Genomic DNA, 15,389 nt, shown 5'->3' with positions numbered 1-15,389 from the left:
ATCGTGGACCGCCTCACCGAGCTGCTCGGCATCGACACCCCGATCGTGCTCGGCCCGTTCGGGGGGCTGTCGTCGGTGGCCCTCGCCGCGGCCGTCAGCGACGGGGGAGGGCTCGGCTCGTTCGGCCTCTACGGGTACGCGCCGCAGCGCATCCACGACACGATCGCCGACCTGCGCGGGGCCACGACGCGCCCGATCGCCGTCAACCTGTGGATGCCGCGCGGGGACGAGGTGACCCCCGACACGGTCGAGGTGGGCCCGGTCCTGGACGCCCTCGCCCCGCTGTTCCGGCGGGCCGGCGTGCCCCGGCCCACGCTTCCTCCGGCGTTCCTGCCGGCCGTCGCCGACCAGCTCGCCGCGGTGTGGGCGGCGGCCCCCGACGTGCTGAGCGTGGTGTTCGGGGTCCCGGATGCCGGCACCCTCGCCGCCGCGCGAGATCGCGGCATCCGCGTGATCGGCACCGCCACGTCGGTCGCCGAGGCCGTGGCGCTCGATGCGGCGGGGGTCGACGCGATCGTCGCGACGGGGATGGAGGCCGGAGGGCATCGCGTGTCGTTCCTGCGCGACCCGGCCGCGTCGCTGGTGGGGACATTCGCGCTCGTGCCGCAGGTCGTCGACGCCGTGGGCGTCCCCGTGATCGCGGCGGGCGGGATCGCCGATCGTCGCGGCGTCGCGGCCGCCTTCTCCCTGGGCGCCTCGGGCGTGCAGGTGGGAACGGCGTTCCTGCGCACGACGCAGTCGGCGGCGACCGCGGCCCATCGCTCCGCGATCGCCGGGGCGGCCGACACCTACACCGTGCTGACGCGGGCGATGAGCGGACGGCTGGCGCGCGGCATCCCCAACTCCGCCGTCCGTGAGATCGAGGCGGCGGGGGCGATCGCGCCGTTCCCCGCACAGAATTGGCTCACCGGGGTCTTCCGTCAGGCGGCGTCGGCCGCGGGGGACGCCGAGCTGCTGTCGCTGTGGGCGGGCCAGGCCGCCGGGTTGAGCCGCCTCGACGACGCCGCGGACGTGCTCGCGGAGCTGCGCGCAGGCGTGCCGTTCTAAGCGGTCGGACGGATCTCGAAACCCTCGAGGGCCTCGGCGACCCCGTCGAGGACGTCGACGTCGTCCACCCGTGCCGCGGTGGGCCCCTCGTGCGCCCACGCGATCACGTCCTCGACCGCGTCGGGATCGCCCGTGAGGCGCGCCTCGACGCTGCCGTCACGACGATTGCGCACCCAGCCCGCGACGCCCCGCCGCGAGGCTTCGTCCTGCAGCGCGTAGCGGAAGCCGACGCCCTGCACCCGGCCGCTCAGCGTGATCGTCACCGTTCGCATCGCTCCATTGTGACCGATACGGATGCCGGGGGCTCCGCGCGGTGAGGGCCCGGGGGCGGGGGCTGCGCCCGATGCGGTCCCCGGTCAGTGCGGGAGCACCAGCGACACCGCGAGGGCGAGCATGACGACGGCGATCACGCCGTCCACGATCCGCCAGGCGCGCGGGGTGTCGAGCCAGCGTCCGAGCAGACGCGCGCCGTAGCCGAGGGCGCTGAACCACACCAGGCTCGCCGTGCACGCGCCCAGTGCGAAGGCCCACCGCCCGTCACCGTGGGTGGAGGCGACCGATCCGAGCAGGAACACCGTGTCGAGGTAGACGTGCGGGTTGAGCCATGTCAGCGCGAGGCAGGTGAGGACGGTCGCCGCCAGGCCCGTGCGCGTGCGCACCGCGACGGCTCCCGTGGCGGATGCGGGGGCGGCGTCCACGTGCAGGGTGCGGCCGTCCGGACGCAGGGCGCGGCGTCCGGCGAGGATCGCGTACCCGAGCAGGAACGCCGCGCCCGCCCACCGCACGGCGACGATCAGCCACGGCACCGCCTGCAGGAGCAGGCCGACGCCCGACACCCCGAGAAGGATCAGGGCGGCGTCCGACACCGCGCACACCGTGACGACCGCGAGAACGTGTTCGCGTCGGATGCCTTGGCGCAGGACGAACAGGTTCTGCGCGCCGATGGCGATGATGAGCGAGAGGCCGAGGCCGAGGCCGGCGAGCACGGAGGGGAGCACGAGGTCGACGGTAGGCGCCGCAACGACCGAAGGAAAGCTCAGGATTCTGCACCGGCATTAGCATCGCTTCATGTCCGCCATTCCGCTCGATCTGGCCCGCACCCTCGCCGCCGTGGTGGAGGAGGGGACTCTGGATGCCGCCGCCCGTCGCCTGCACGTCACCCCCTCGGCCGTGAGCCAGCGGGTGCGCGCGCTCGAGGACCAGCTCGGGCGCGTCCTGCTCGTCCGCTCCAAGCCCGTGCGGGCCACGGAGGCGGGCGACGCGGTGGTGCGCCTCGCCCGCCAGCTCGCGTTGCTCGAGCACGACGCCCTCGCCGCGATCGGTGCGGAGGGCGGGACCGTGGCATCCGTTCCCCTCGCCGTGAACGCCGACTCGCTCGCGACCTGGTTCCTCCCGCCGCTCGCCCGGGTCGCGGCCCGTCGCGCGGTGGTGTTCGACCTGCACCGCGACGATCAGGACTTCACGGCGGGCCTGCTCGAGTCGGGCACCGTGATGGCGGCGGTCACCTCACGCGAGACCCCGGTGGCGGGATGCCGGGTGAGCCGGCTCGGCATCCTGCGATACGAGGCCGTGGCCACGTCCGCCTTCGCCGCGCGGTGGTTTCCCGGTGGGGCGGGCGACGCGACGCTCGCCGAGGCGCCGCTGGTCGACTTCGACCGGCGCGACGACCTGCAGACGCGCTGGCTTCAGCGTCGAGGGGTCTCGGCGGCGGCCCCTCCGCGCCATCGCGTGCCCGCCTCGCAGGATTTCGCTGCGGCGATCGAGCTCGGGCTCGGCTGGGGGCTGCTGCCCGGCTTCCAATCCGCACGGGGGCTGGCCGACGGCTCCCTCGTCCGGCTCGCCGCGGATCCCGTCGACGTGCCGCTGTTCTGGCAGCGGTGGAACCTGACCTCACCGCTGCTGGACGAGGTGGCGGACGAGATCGTCGACGAGGGGCGCCGACGACTCGCGGCCTGACCTCAATCGTCGCCGACGTGCAGCACGATCTTGCCGCGGGTGTGACCTCGCTCCAGCTCGGTGTGCGCCGCGGCGGCGTCGGCCAGGTCGAACACGCGGTCCACGTACACGCGCACCGCGCCCGAGTCCAGCAGACGTGCGATCGTCGCGAGGGCTCCGCCGTCGGGGATCGTCTTGTAGTCGGTGGAGCGGATGCCGCGCGCCGCGGCGGCCTCGCGGAATCCCGGCCAGGCCCCGGTGGGCACCTCGATGAGCAGCCCGCCCGGCTTGAGCACCTCGAGGGAGCGCGTGCCGGTGTCGGCGGCGACGTTGCCGATCAGATCGACGACGACATCGACGGGCTCGACGGCGTCCTCGAAGCGGGTGGTGGTGTAGTCGACGACCTGCGCCGCCCCCAGCTCGGATAACCACTCCAGGGTGCGCCCGGAGCCGGTGGCGATGACGTGCGCGCCGAAGTAGGCCGCGAACTGCACCGCGAAGTGGCCCACGCCACCCCCGCCGGCGTGGATGAGGATCCGCTGCCCCTGGTGGGCCAGGGCGGTCTCGACGATCACGCCCCACGCGGTCAGGGCGGCGACGGGGACACCCGCGGCCTCGACGTGCGAGAGCGACGCGGGTTTGCGCGCGAGCGACAGGGTGGGCACGAGGGCGTACTCGGCGTACGCGCCCGGTGTGCGGGGGACGGCGGCCATGCCGTACACCTCGGTCCCGACGGGAAAGGGGTGCGCCTCGAAGGGCGTGCGCACGACGACGCCGCTCACGTCGAGGCCGAGGACGCACGGGCGATCGTCGATCGCCGCCGACAGGCCCCGTCCGGCCCGGGTCTTGGCATCGATGGGGTTGACCCCGGCGGCGACGACGCGCACCAACACCTCGCTCAGGACCGGAGTGGGGACGGGGATCTCGACCGAGCGCAGGACCTCGGCGGAGCCGGGCTGGTCGAAGACCACGGCTCTCATCGTCTCGGGCACCGCCGGGGCGGGGAGGAGGACGGTCTCGGGACGCGTCGATCGGAATCTCATCGTGCGCTCTCTCTCGCCGGGGTCCGCCGCACGGCGACTGCGCCGCGCGTGCTCCCAGCTAAGCGCGCCATTGTCTCGACGGTGTTTCGGCTCCGTCACCGTGTCGCGAAACCCGTCGCCCCCGTCCGACGAGCGCGGGGGCTGCGGGGTGGGACGCCGAGCGCTTCCGCATCGCGGATGCCGGCCGAAAGCCCTGCGCTCCCGCCATCCGGGAGCGTGCGACTCCGGGCCGTCGGTGCGTCGCGGTCAGTCGCGCACCGGTACCTCGCCGACGGCCAGCGCGTGCAGCAGCGTCGAGAGGTGGCGGATATCGTCGATCGACCAGTCCGCGATGGCGTCGTACAGGCGGCTCTCGTGCGGGGCACGGGCCTCGGCGAGGCGCGAGTGTCCGAGTTCGGTCACCGCGATCAGGCGGGACCGGCGGTCGTTCGGGTCGGGGGTGCGCGTGACCAGGCCGAGGTCTTCGAGCTCGCTGATGCCGCGGCTGAGGAAGCCCTTGTCGGCGGCGAGGCGTTCGGCCAGCCCCGACAACGTCAGGGGGCCGAAACGGCTCACCACCGACAGGGCCTTGAAGGTCGCCGGCAGCATCCCCGGGCTGACCCGTTCCGCCGCCTCGGCGACGAAGCGGCGGAACACGGTCATGAGCTCCGAGAACGACGACTCCAGGGCCTGCACGGCCTCACGGCGATCCTCGTCCACGTCGCTCTTCACGTCAGACATCCTCTCCCATCCCGGCGTCGCGATGTGCACGGCGCGGGGATCCGGCATCCTGGGTCGGCACCGCACCGGTGGCCGCGAGGGTGGCCATGGCCTCGGGCACCGACACCGTGGCGAGGTCGGCCTCGCTGGCCGCGACCCGCTCGCTCGTCGTCATGCGGGTGAGCGGGCGGTTCGGCAGGAACAGGATCGCGATGAGGCTCACCACGGCGACGGGTACGGCGATCAGGAACGAATGCGCGATGGACTGGGCGTAGATGTCCTCCACGATGACCCGCACGCTCTCGGGCAGCAGCGACACCTGCGGGATCGTCCCGGATTGCAGGCTCTCGGCGACCGCGGACCCATTGGCGCCGAGGCCCACGATGGCGGTGCGCAGATCGTCGGCGCGGTCGGTGAAGAGGCCGGTGGCCGTGCTCGCCAGCGCCGCGCCCATGACTGAGACGCCGATCGTGCCGCCGAGGCTGCGGAAGAACGTCACCCCCGAGCTGGCCGCACCCATCTGCGCGGGGTTCGCGGTGTTCTGCACGACGAGGACGAGGTTCTGCATGGTCATGCCGACACCCGCGCCCAGGAGGGCCATGTAGATCGACACGAGGGTGAAGTCGGTGTCGTAGTGGATGGTCGACAGCAGGAACGAGCCGGCGATCAGCAGCACGCCGCCGACGATGAGGAACGGCTTCCACCTCCCGAAGCGCGAGATGAGGGCTCCGACGACGATCGACGACACCAGCAGTCCGCCGATCATCGGGATGGTCATCACGCCGGCCTCGGTGGGCGTGGCGCCCCGGGCCATCTGCATGTACTGGCTGAGGAACACCGAGGTGCCGAACATCGCCAGGCCCGTGGCGATCGAGGCGATGGTGGCGAGGGTGAACGTGGCGTCGCGGAAGAGGGTGAGCGGCACGAGCGGCTCGGACGAGCGCAGCTCGACCACGACGAACAGGATGGCCGAGATCACGGCCCCGCCGACCATGAGGAGGGTCTCCACGCCGGCCCAGTCGAAGGTCTTGCCGGCGTTGGTGACCCAGATCAGCAGCAGCGAGACGGCGGCGGACAGCAGGACGATCCCGAGGTAGTCGATCTTGACCGCGCGCTCGACCCGGGCCGGCAGGTGCAGGGTGCGCTGCTGGATGAACAGGGCCGCGACGGCGAAGGGGAGGGCGACGAAGAAGTTCCACCGCCACCCGAACGCATCGGTGATGACGCCGCCGAGCAGGGGGCCGCCCACGGTGGCGACGGCCATCACCGCGCCGAAGAGACCCATGTACCGCCCGCGCTCGCGGGGGCTGATGATGTCGGCCATGATGACCTGGCTGAGGGCGGCGAGACCGCCCGCGCCCAGGCCCTGCACGGCGCGGAAGGCGATGAGCATCTCGGTGTTCTGCGAGAAGCCCGCGGCCGCGGTGGCCAGGACGAAGATCGCGATGGCGATCTGGATGAGCACTTTGCGGTCGAACAGGTCGGCGAGCTTGCCCCAGACAGGGGTGGAGATCGCGGTGGTGAGCAGGGTCGCGGTGATGACCCAGGTGTAGGCGTTCTGGTCACCGGAGAGGTCGTGGACGATGACCGGGAGCGACGTCGAGACGACGGTCGAGGCCAGCATCGACACGAAGGTGCCGAGCAGCAGCCCGATGAGGGCGGGGAGGACGCGCCGCGGGGCGGCGGTCTCAGGAGAAGGGGTTGTCATGCGGAACTCCACGGAGGGGACGGATGCCGCGACGACGATGGCGCGATTAGTTGACTGACATCAACGATACGCCTATTGGTTGACTTGCGTCAATCATCAGTCGAGGAGCGCCAGGGCGCGATACCTCTCCGAGGGGTCCTGCCGGGTCGGTGCGGGCGCACGCGCGGCCATCGTGCGGCGATACAGCTCGTCGATCAGCGACGTGGCCAGACTCACGAGCTTGGCGATCTCGCGCTCGTCCCGATCGATCCACTGGCAGCGCGGCTCGTCGTGCATCGGCACGAACCCGTCGTGCTGCTCCCAGGCGACGAGGGTGCGCTCCGCGCCCAGGACGTGCTGCTGCCACCAGATCTGGCGCATGTACGTCTTGGGGATCGAGCGCCAGGCCTTGTTCGTGGTCTTGATCTCGGCCAGGACGATGCGCCCTTCGCCGTCGACGACCACGCCGTCGGGGGTGGCCAGGTGCCTCTTCTCCACGACCGCGTGGTACAGCGCGGAGGAGGGGCGGATGCCGTGCGTCGCCGCCACCCAGGCGGCGATCTCGGGCTCGCGGCGCCGACCGTGCGCGGTGTAGGCGTTGCCCGAGAAGCTCGAGCCCATGAGCTTGGCGTCCGCGGCGCGGGAGATGGCATTCGCGCTGGTCAGCGCGGCGACGTCGGTCGCGGTGATGCCGCGAGAACGCGCGCGGATCCAGGCGACGCGATCGCGCGAGTCGGCGACGATCCGGGCGTCGAGGTCGGCGCTGCGCGACGCGACGAGCTCGGGGGACATGCGAACGACCCTAACCCCGCGACGCCGTGGAGCTCCTGCGAGGCGCGGCGCGTCGGCATCCGGGGTCTTGTCGTCGAGGTAAGGGCGACCTAAGTTGGGTCGCATGTCCTCGAACGATGGTGCACGGCGTCGGCCCGACGGCGGCCGGTGGCGCGACCTCGAGGGTGCCGTTCTGCTGGGTGGGGACGAGCGCAACGTGCCCGAGATGCGGCGCATTGCGGCGGCGCTGCCGCCGACGGTGCACCTGACCGTGGTCGTCGAGGTCAGCGGGCCCGCCCGGATCGGCGTCATCGACGCGGGCGAGGGTCGGGTGAGCTGGCTGGACCGCACCGTCGACGGTGGGCTGCGACCCCGTGGCGAACGGCTGGCGAGGGCGATCCACGCCTGGTGCGCCGAGTGGGCGTGCGGCGAAGATCCCGCCTGCACGGTGTGGTTGGGGGCCCGGACGCCGGCGCGCATCGTGCGGATGACCCGTGCACTGCTTCCGGACCCACGCGTGTCCTGACGGCCGGGTTCGGCGCGTCCGGGGCGAGCCGTCGTGCGGAGTTGGACGGGGCACGCCGCCGCAGAGGCCGGTGACGCGGCGCGGTGAGCGTGGGATCCGCACGACGGGCCGGTCGGCGCGGGCGGCGCCGGCAGGCGTGGGATCCGCGCGACGGGCCGGTCGGCGCGGGCGGCGTGGGGCGGCGGCGTGGGGCGGCGGGGCGGCGGCGTGGCGGCGGCGTGGGGCGGCGGGGCGGCGACGGGCGTGCCGGCCGGTTTGGCGGGGGGTGGGGGATCGGGTACAGTGGGAGCCAAGCCAAAGACCGTCGGTCATCGGAGTGCTCGCACTTCGATCGAAGCGTCTGCTGAAAAGCAGAGGACCTACGCAGGTAACGAAACTCCTCTCGAGCTCCGTGCGCCTGCGCCGGAGCTCTTCTTTTTGTCCGGACCCCGGTGTCTTCGGCCGGCGCCCCGCCTCCGCGGAGCGCCTCGTTCACACAAGGAGTGGCCATGGCGCAGAAGGATGCATCGGTCGCCGAGCTCACGAAGAACTTCGAGAGCTCGACCGCCGTTCTGCTGACCGAGTACCGCGGTCTGACGGTTGCCCAGCTCAAGCAGCTGCGCAACGACATCCGTCAGGACGCGGATTACGCCGTGGTGAAGAACACGCTGACCAAGATCGCCGCGGCAAACGCGGGGGTCACGGGACTGGACGACGAGCTCAAGGGCCCGTCTGCCATCGCGTTCGTGCACGGCGACCCCGTCGCCGTCGCGAAGAGCCTGCGTGCCTTCGCCAAGGCTAACCCTCAGCTCGTGGTGAAGGGTGGCTACTTCGATGGCGCCCCCCTGACCGCGGATGAGGTCAACAAGCTCGCCGATCTCGAGAGCCGTGAAGTCCTGCTGGCGAAGCTCGCCGGTGCGATGAAGGCGACGATGACCAAGGCGGCATACGTCTTCCAGGCGCTTCCGTCGAAGGCCGTTCGCACGGTCGACGCGCTGCGCGAGAAGCAGGACACCGCGGCCTGACCCGGCCCGGCTGATTAACCCGATCAAGGAGATACAACATGGCTAAGCTCAGCACCGAAGAGCTGCTCGACGCGTTCAAGGAGCTCACGCTCATCGAGCTGTCCGAGTTCGTCAAGGCGTTCGAGGAGACCTTCGACGTCACCGCCGCCGCCCCCGTGGCCGTGGCCGCAGCCGGCGCTGCCGGTGGCGCCCCCGCCGAAGAGGTCGAGGAGAAGGACTCGTTCGACGTCGTCCTCGAGGCCGCCGGCGACAAGAAGATCCAGGTCATCAAGGTCGTCCGCGAGCTCACCTCGCTCGGCCTCGGCGAGGCCAAGGCCGTCGTCGACGGTGCCCCCAAGGCCGTGCTCGAGGGCGCGAACAAGGAGACCGCCGAGAAGGCCAAGGCTGCCCTCGAGGAGGCCGGCGCCTCGGTGACCCTGAAGTAATTTCAGACACACCGTCGCTTTCGCGATACCGGAGACCCGGATGCCATCGGCATCCGGGTCTTCGTCTTTCTCCGGAGTTTCGCGGCACCGGGCGCGTACCGGCCGCGAAGGGGTGGGACCGGGTCTCACCCGATGGGGGATCGATGTTCATCAGATCGAAACTTCCGAGCCTGGGAAAACGGTATGGGAGTCGTTTACTCTCGGTGGGAACCCCCGTCGATCCCCCCACCCGACGTCGATTTCTCGTGCGTCGGCACCTGGAGACTCATGCTCATCGCCACGTCCGGCGTGCCCGCGCGCCGCCTCACGACCGTGCTCAGTGCCGCCCTCGGCGCCGCCCTGCTCGGTTCCGCCCTCGTCCCCCTCCCGGCCATGGCCGCGACCGGCCCCCAGGTGGTGATCAACGAGGCCTACCTCAAGGGAGGAAGCGCGAACGCGTTCTTCACGAACAAGTTCGTCGAGCTCTACAACGCCGGCGACACCGCCCAGGACCTGAGCGGATGGTCGCTGCAGTACCGTGCGGCCGGAACACTCGATGCGCCGTCCGCGGGCAACACGCAGAAGCTCGCCGGATCGATCGCACCCGGTGACTACTACCTGATCGCCCTGCCGAGCAACGGGGGCAACGGTGCGACGCTGCCGACCGCCGACGTCACCAGCGCCGGACTGAACCCGTCCGGCACCAACGGGCAGCTCCTGCTCGCCAATGTCGCCGAGCCCGTCGCCCTGCCGGCCGGCAACGTCACCGACGGTCGTGTCGTCGACTTCCTGGGCTACGGCACCGCCGCCAGCTTCGAGACCAAGGCCGCCAGCGTGACCGGCGGGAACTTCGACCCGAACGCGCTCGTGCGGACCGGGTTCGCCGACACGAACGACAACGCCGCCGACTTCACCAACACCACCACGGTGACCCCCCAGGGCTCCGGCGGATCCACCCCCGCGCCGACCCAGAGCCCCAGCGCCTCGCCGTCGCCGACGCAGAGCGCCAGCCCCTCGCCCACGACCGCTCCCACCCCGGGCGTCGTCACGCCGATTCGCGACATCCAGGGCACCGGCGCCACGACACCCCTCGCGGGTCAGACCGTCACGACGCGCGGCGTCGTGACGGCGGCCTACCCGACGGGCGGGTACAACGGCTTCTTCATTCAGACCCCCGGCACCGGCGGCGCGCTCGACGCGGCGACGCACCTCGCCTCCGACGCCGTCTTCGTGTACGGCTCCGCCGCGACCGCGAAGGTCGCGATCGGCCAGCACGTCGAAGTGACCGGCACCGCCGGCGAGTTCGCCGGTCAGACGCAGATCACCGCGGATGCCGCCGGTGTCGGCATTCTGACCGAGCAGGCGACGGCCGTGACCCCCGCGCAGGTGTCGTGGCCCAAGACGGACGTCGAGCGCGAGCGCTTCGAGGGCATGCTCCTCGCGCCGCAGGGCGACTTCACCGTCACCAACAGCTACTCCACCAACCAGTACGCCGAGGTCGGTCTCGCCGCCGGCACCACGCCGCTGCGCACGCCCACCGACGTGGCGCGCCCCGACTCGCCGCAGTACGTCGCCGCGGTCGCCGACAACACCGCGCGCGCGGTGGTGCTCGACGACGGCGCGTCGATCAACTTCCTCAGCAAGGCGAACCAGGGCATCCCGCTGCCCTACCTGTCGGTGACCGCCCCCGTCCGCGTCGGTGCGCCGGTCACCTTCACGCGGCCGGTCGTCCTGGACTACCGCAACAACGCGTGGAAGTTCCAGCCGACCCAGCAGCTCACCGTCGACAACGCTGCGGGCGTTCAGCCCGCGACCTTCGAGAACACCCGCACCGCGGCCCCCGAGCCCGTGGGCGGATCCGTGAAGATCTCGAGCTTCAACGTGCTGAACTACTTCACCACCACCGCCGAGAGCGTCGGCTGCACGTCGACGTACAAGGATCGTGCGGGAAACCCCGTCACCGCCGACAGCTGCCCCGCCCCGGGCCCGCGCGGCGCCGCCGATGCGGCCAACCTGCAGCGTCAGCAGGACAAGATCGTCGCCGCGGTCAACGGTCTCGGTGCCGACGTCGTGTCGCTCGAAGAGATCGAGAACTCCGCGAGGTTCGGAAAGGACCGCGACGAGGCGCTGTCGACCTTGGTCGGCGCGCTGAACGCCGCCCTCGGCTCCGAGCAGTGGGCGTTCGTGCCCTCTCCGGCGGTGCTCCCGGCCAGCGAGGACGTCATCCGCACCGCGTTCATCTACAAGAAGGCCGTGGTCGCCCCCGTCGGTGACAGCGTGATCCTCGATGACGCGGCGTTCCGCAACGCCCGTCAGCCGCTCGCCCAGGCCTTCGCCCCGGTCGATTCTCCGGATGCCAAGATCCTCGCGATCGTGAACCACTTCAAGTCCAAGGGCGACAGCACCCCCAAGGCCACGGGCGACAACGCCAACGGCATCCAGGGTGCGTTCAACGGCGACCGGGTGCGTCAGGCCGATGCCCTCGGTACGTTCGCGAGGGACCGCGCCGCGGCCGTCGGCACCGAGGACGTGTTCCTGCTCGGCGACTTCAACGCGTACGCGCAGGAAGACCCCATCGAGAAGCTGCGCGACTACGGTTTCGAGACGCTCGAGGCCGAGACCGGCAAGTACTCGTACTCGTTCAGCGGTCAGTCGGGCTCCCTCGATCACGTGCTCGCCTCCGCCTCGGCGCGTGAGCTCGTCACCGGCACCGACATCTGGAACATCAACGCCGTCGAGGCGCTCGCCCTGGAGTACAGCCGCTACAACTACAACGCGACGAATTTCTACGAGGCCACGCCCTACCGCTCGAGCGACCACGACCCGGTCATCGTCGGTCTCGACCTGGGAGACACCGTCACGCCGGTCAACCTGGTCGGCATCAACGACTTCCACGGTCGCATCGACGCCAACACGGTGAAGTTCGCCGGCACGGTCGAGCAGCTGCGCGCCGAGTACGGCGACGCCAACTCGCTCTTCCTCTCCAATGGAGACAACATCGGTGCCTCGGTGTTCGCCTCGTCGTACTTCAAGGACGAGCCGACCATCGACGTGCTCAATGCGCTCGAGCTGGCCGCCTCGGCCGCCGGCAACCACGAGTTCGACCAGGGCGCGGTCGATCTCACCGACCGCGTCCCGGAGCTCGCCGACTTCCCGTACCTCGCCGCGAACGTCTTCCGGGACGGCGAGCCCCTGCTGCCGGAGTACGCGATCTTCGAGGTGGACGGCGTGCGGGTGGGCGTCATCGGCGCCGTCACGGACGCGACCCCGACGCTGGTGACACCCTCCGGCATCGAGGGCATCGAGTTCCGCGAGCCCGTCGCCGAGGTCAACCGCGTGGTCGCCGAGATCGACGGCCAGGTCGACGTCATCGTCGCGCAGTACCACGAGGGCTCGGGCACCGGTCAGCAGACCACGACCATCGAGCAGGCGATCGCAGCGGGAGGACCCTTCGCGAAGATCGTCAACGAGACGTCGCCCGCGGTGGATGCCATCTTCACCGGCCACACGCATCAGCTCTACGCGTGGGATGCACCGATCCCCGGAGGAGAGGGCACCCGCCCGATCGTGCAGACCGGCAGCTACGGCGAGAACGTGGGGCAGATCGTGCTCGACGTCGACCGTGACGGCGACGTCGTGGACTACACCGCTCGCAACGTGGCGCGTCTCGCGCCGACGGGCGACCAGACGGCCGCTCAGCTCGATACCCAGCTCATCGACACCTACCCGCGGGTGAAAGACGTCTCGGAGATCGTCGCGGAAGCCCGTGAGCAGGCCGACGTCGTCGGTCAGCAGCCGGTGGGTGCGGTGACGGCCGACATCACGACGGCCTTCAGCGGCGGCGCCTACGTCGACGGTGTCTACACCGGCGGAACCCGCGGTGACCGCACCAAGCAGTCCGCACTCGGCGGCCTCGTCGCCGACGCGCTGCTCGACGCTCTCGCCGATCCCGATCGCGGCGGCGCCGAGATCTCGTTCGTCAACCCGGGCGGGCTGCGCGAGGAGCTGCTCTACGGCGCCGACGGTGTCATCACGCTCGCCGAGGCGAACGCGGTGCTGCCGTTCCTGAACAACCTGTGGACCACGACGCTCACCGGGGATCAGCTTCGTCAGGTGCTCGAGCAGCAGTGGGGCGACTTCGCCCAGCGCAAGGATGCCGCGAACCTCGCGCTCGGCGTGTCGGAGAACGTGCGCTTCACGTACGACGCGTCGCGCGCGGCCGGAGAGCGCATCACCGGCATCTGGATCGACGGTGTCGCCGTCGACCCGGCCAAGGGGTATCGCGTCGGCTCGTTCAACTTCCTGCTCGGCGGCGGAGACAGCTTCTCGGTCTTCGCGCAGGGCACCGACACGCGTGACTCCGGCCTCATCGACCGGGACGCGTGGATCGCCTACCTCGACGCCAACACCGAGCCGGGGCTGAGCCCCGACTTCACGGCGCGGGGCGTGCAGGTGTCGAGCGTCGCGCAGCCCGTCGTGGCGGGCACGGACGTGACGGTCACGGTGTCGAACCTCGACCTCACGTCGCTCGGCGCACCGGCGAACACCACCCTCGACGCGTCGTTCGGCGCGGCGGTGGCCGCGACCCGCGTCGCCGACCTGGCCGCTCCCGACGCGAACGTCTCGGCGCTCGCCGCCGCGGCGGCCGTCAGCGTCCCCGTCGTCGACGGATCGGCGACCCTGACCGTAGGCGTCCCCGCGGACGCCGTCGGGACGGTGCAGCTGCGTCTGACGGCTCAGCCCACGGGAACCACCGTGACCGTGCCCGTCCAGGTGGCGGTCGCCGGCGACGGCGCGGGTACGCCCGGCGCAGGAGCGGGCCAGGGTGGCGCCGGCCAGGGTGGAACCGGCCAGGCGGGAACCGGCCAGGGTGGAAGCGCCCAGGGCTCCGGAGCGCTCGCCGTCACCGGCACCGACGCGGCGTGGATGGGCGCGGGCGTGCTCGCCGCCCTCGCCCTGCTAGGACTCGGTCTCGTCGCTCGCCGACGGGCCACCCGCCAGGTCGACTGATCGCGCGATGACACGACCCCGGATGCCATGGCATCCGGGGTCGTGTCCTTTTCGGCGCGGTTCAGGACGACGAGCGCGGGGGAGCGGTCGAGGTGCGGACGACCAGACGTGTTTCGGCCTCGGTACGCCGCGACGGCTCGCCGCTGCCCTCGATCATCGACACGAGGATGCGCGTCGCCTCGACGCCCTGGGCCTCGGGGAACTGCTCGATCGTGGTGAGCGAGAACATCTCGGCGTAGTCGTGGCCGTCGATGCCGACCACGCTGAGCTCGGTGGGAACCGAGATCCCCATGCGACGCGCGGCGATGATCACGCCGATCGCGACCTCGTCGCACGCTGCGACCACGCCGGTGGGTCGCGACGCCGCGTCGGCCAGGAACGACGCGGCCGCGGCGTAGGCGTCGGTGATCGTCAGCGTGGAGGGGACACTGCGGATGCGCACGGCCAGCCCGTGCTCGTTCATCGCGTTGCGATACCCGATCGATCGTTCGTCGACGTCCTTCGCGGGAGCATCCGTGCGCGGCGTGCTGCCCACGAAGGCGATGTCGGTGTGCCCCAGGGCGATGAGGTGCTGGGTGATGATGCGCGTGATGGCGATGTTGTCGAGCCCGAGCGTGGGCACGCCGGTCAGGGCGTTGCCGATGCTGACCACGGGTTTGCCGATGTTGGCCAGACGCTCCAGATCGGCGTCGTCGGGTTCGAGGGCGACGGCGATGATGCCGTCGAAGCGCTTACGGGCCAGGTAGGTCGAGTAGAGGCTCTCGCGGTCGTTCGACCCGGGCTCGGCGACGTACAGGGTGACGTCGTAGCCGAGGGGGATGAGGGTGCGTTCGACGCCTTCGACGATCGAGCCGAAGTACCAGCGGTTGACCTTGGGGACGATCAGCGCGATCGTGCGGGTGCGTCCTGTCGCCAGGCTCACGGCACTGGTGGAGGGCACGTAGCCCAGGGATGCGGCGGCATCGGCGACACGTCGTCGCGTGCCGTCCGAGACGTAGCCGCCGCCCGTGAGAGCGCGGCTCGCCGTCGACTTGGACACGCCGGCCAGGCGTGCCACATCGGCGATTCCGCTCATGCGTGATCTTCCTCATCCAGCGTCGACGTCCGTGTCGACGTCGCAAAAGAGTATCCGACAATGCACAGTTCTGGAACCGGTCCCGGCCTGATGATCTGTGGGATTCCCTCGTTTTTCCGCCCGTTATCGCTCCGTGACTTGACACCGGTTGCGTGCGCTCTCAAATGCCTCTACGGTTACCTGGAATC

The 15,389-nt window shown here is 70.9% G+C and carries 13 protein-coding genes; 6 read left to right on the top strand and 7 right to left on the bottom strand.

What is annotated here, in order from left to right; translation table 11 throughout:
- Window positions 1-1,047: an NAD(P)H-dependent flavin oxidoreductase gene (locus ACIPVB_RS10665; protein WP_400368979.1), complete on the top strand. Its 1,047-nt coding sequence runs from the start codon at window positions 1-3 to the stop codon at window positions 1,045-1,047.
- Here the strand turns inward: ACIPVB_RS10665 and ACIPVB_RS10660 are convergent.
- Both ACIPVB_RS10660 and ACIPVB_RS10655 read right to left on the bottom strand, forming a co-directional pair.
- Window positions 1,044-1,319, bottom strand: coding sequence for an acylphosphatase (locus ACIPVB_RS10660; RefSeq protein ID WP_400368785.1), 276 nt, complete (start codon window positions 1,317-1,319; stop codon window positions 1,044-1,046). The genes ACIPVB_RS10665 and ACIPVB_RS10660 overlap by 4 nt on opposite strands.
- Window positions 1,320-1,403: 84 nt before the next feature.
- Window positions 1,404-2,045 carry a LysE/ArgO family amino acid transporter gene (locus tag ACIPVB_RS10655; RefSeq protein WP_400368783.1) on the bottom strand — a complete coding sequence of 214 codons (642 nt, stop codon included), beginning with the start codon at window positions 2,043-2,045 and terminating at the stop codon, window positions 1,404-1,406.
- 70 nt (window positions 2,046-2,115) lie between these two features.
- On the opposite strand from ACIPVB_RS10655, the gene ACIPVB_RS10650 reads away from it, so the two are divergent.
- Complete coding sequence (locus ACIPVB_RS10650; protein ID WP_400368782.1) at window positions 2,116-3,003, top strand: LysR family transcriptional regulator ArgP; 888 nt, start codon at window positions 2,116-2,118, stop codon at window positions 3,001-3,003.
- Window positions 3,004-3,005: 2 nt separating this feature from the next.
- Here the strand turns inward: ACIPVB_RS10650 and ACIPVB_RS10645 are convergent, their stop codons facing one another.
- From ACIPVB_RS10645 to ACIPVB_RS10630, 4 genes are all read right to left on the bottom strand, one after another.
- On the bottom strand, window positions 3,006-4,025 hold the full coding sequence (locus ACIPVB_RS10645; RefSeq protein ID WP_400368780.1) for an NADP-dependent oxidoreductase: 1,020 nt from the start codon (window positions 4,023-4,025) through the stop codon (window positions 3,006-3,008).
- A gap of 246 nt (window positions 4,026-4,271) precedes the next feature.
- Complete coding sequence (locus ACIPVB_RS10640; protein WP_400368779.1) at window positions 4,272-4,736, bottom strand: MarR family winged helix-turn-helix transcriptional regulator; 465 nt, start codon at window positions 4,734-4,736, stop codon at window positions 4,272-4,274.
- Between the two features lies 1 nt (window position 4,737).
- Window positions 4,738-6,432, bottom strand: a complete 1,695-nt coding sequence (locus ACIPVB_RS10635) for an MDR family MFS transporter (protein ID WP_400368777.1) — start codon at window positions 6,430-6,432, stop codon at window positions 4,738-4,740.
- A gap of 96 nt (window positions 6,433-6,528) precedes the next feature.
- Window positions 6,529-7,203 carry a YqaJ viral recombinase family protein gene (locus ACIPVB_RS10630; protein ID WP_400368775.1) on the bottom strand — a complete coding sequence of 225 codons (675 nt, stop codon included), beginning with the start codon at window positions 7,201-7,203 and terminating at the stop codon, window positions 6,529-6,531.
- A 103-nt stretch (window positions 7,204-7,306) separates the two neighbouring features.
- Between ACIPVB_RS10630 and ACIPVB_RS10625 the strand changes: the two genes are divergently transcribed.
- From ACIPVB_RS10625 to ACIPVB_RS10610, 4 genes are all read left to right on the top strand, one after another.
- The gene (locus ACIPVB_RS10625; protein ID WP_400368774.1) at window positions 7,307-7,708 is read left to right on the top strand and encodes an SIP domain-containing protein; all 402 of its coding nucleotides are present in this window, start codon (window positions 7,307-7,309) and stop codon (window positions 7,706-7,708) included.
- A gap of 488 nt (window positions 7,709-8,196) precedes the next feature.
- Entirely contained in the window at window positions 8,197-8,712 is a 516-nt protein-coding gene (gene rplJ / locus ACIPVB_RS10620; RefSeq protein ID WP_400368773.1) for a 50S ribosomal protein L10, read from the top strand.
- A gap of 38 nt (window positions 8,713-8,750) precedes the next feature.
- On the top strand, window positions 8,751-9,137 hold the full coding sequence (gene rplL / locus ACIPVB_RS10615) for a 50S ribosomal protein L7/L12 (RefSeq protein WP_108317207.1): 387 nt from the start codon (window positions 8,751-8,753) through the stop codon (window positions 9,135-9,137).
- A gap of 267 nt (window positions 9,138-9,404) precedes the next feature.
- Window positions 9,405-14,126 carry an ExeM/NucH family extracellular endonuclease gene (locus ACIPVB_RS10610; protein ID WP_400368770.1) on the top strand — a complete coding sequence of 1,574 codons (4,722 nt, stop codon included), beginning with the start codon at window positions 9,405-9,407 and terminating at the stop codon, window positions 14,124-14,126.
- Window positions 14,127-14,187: 61 nt separating this feature from the next.
- Here the strand turns inward: ACIPVB_RS10610 and ACIPVB_RS10605 are convergent, their stop codons facing one another.
- A complete protein-coding gene (locus tag ACIPVB_RS10605; RefSeq protein ID WP_400368769.1) occupies window positions 14,188-15,201 on the bottom strand; it encodes a LacI family DNA-binding transcriptional regulator in 1,014 nt (337 codons plus the stop codon).
- Window positions 15,202-15,389 lie beyond the last annotated feature (188 nt).

This window comes from Microbacterium sp. NPDC090007 (assembly GCF_044748345.1).
Taxonomy (GTDB): domain Bacteria; phylum Actinomycetota; class Actinomycetes; order Actinomycetales; family Microbacteriaceae; genus Microbacterium.
Note: the sequence above shows the minus strand (reverse complement) of the source record. Positions and strands in the feature narration are given on the sequence as shown.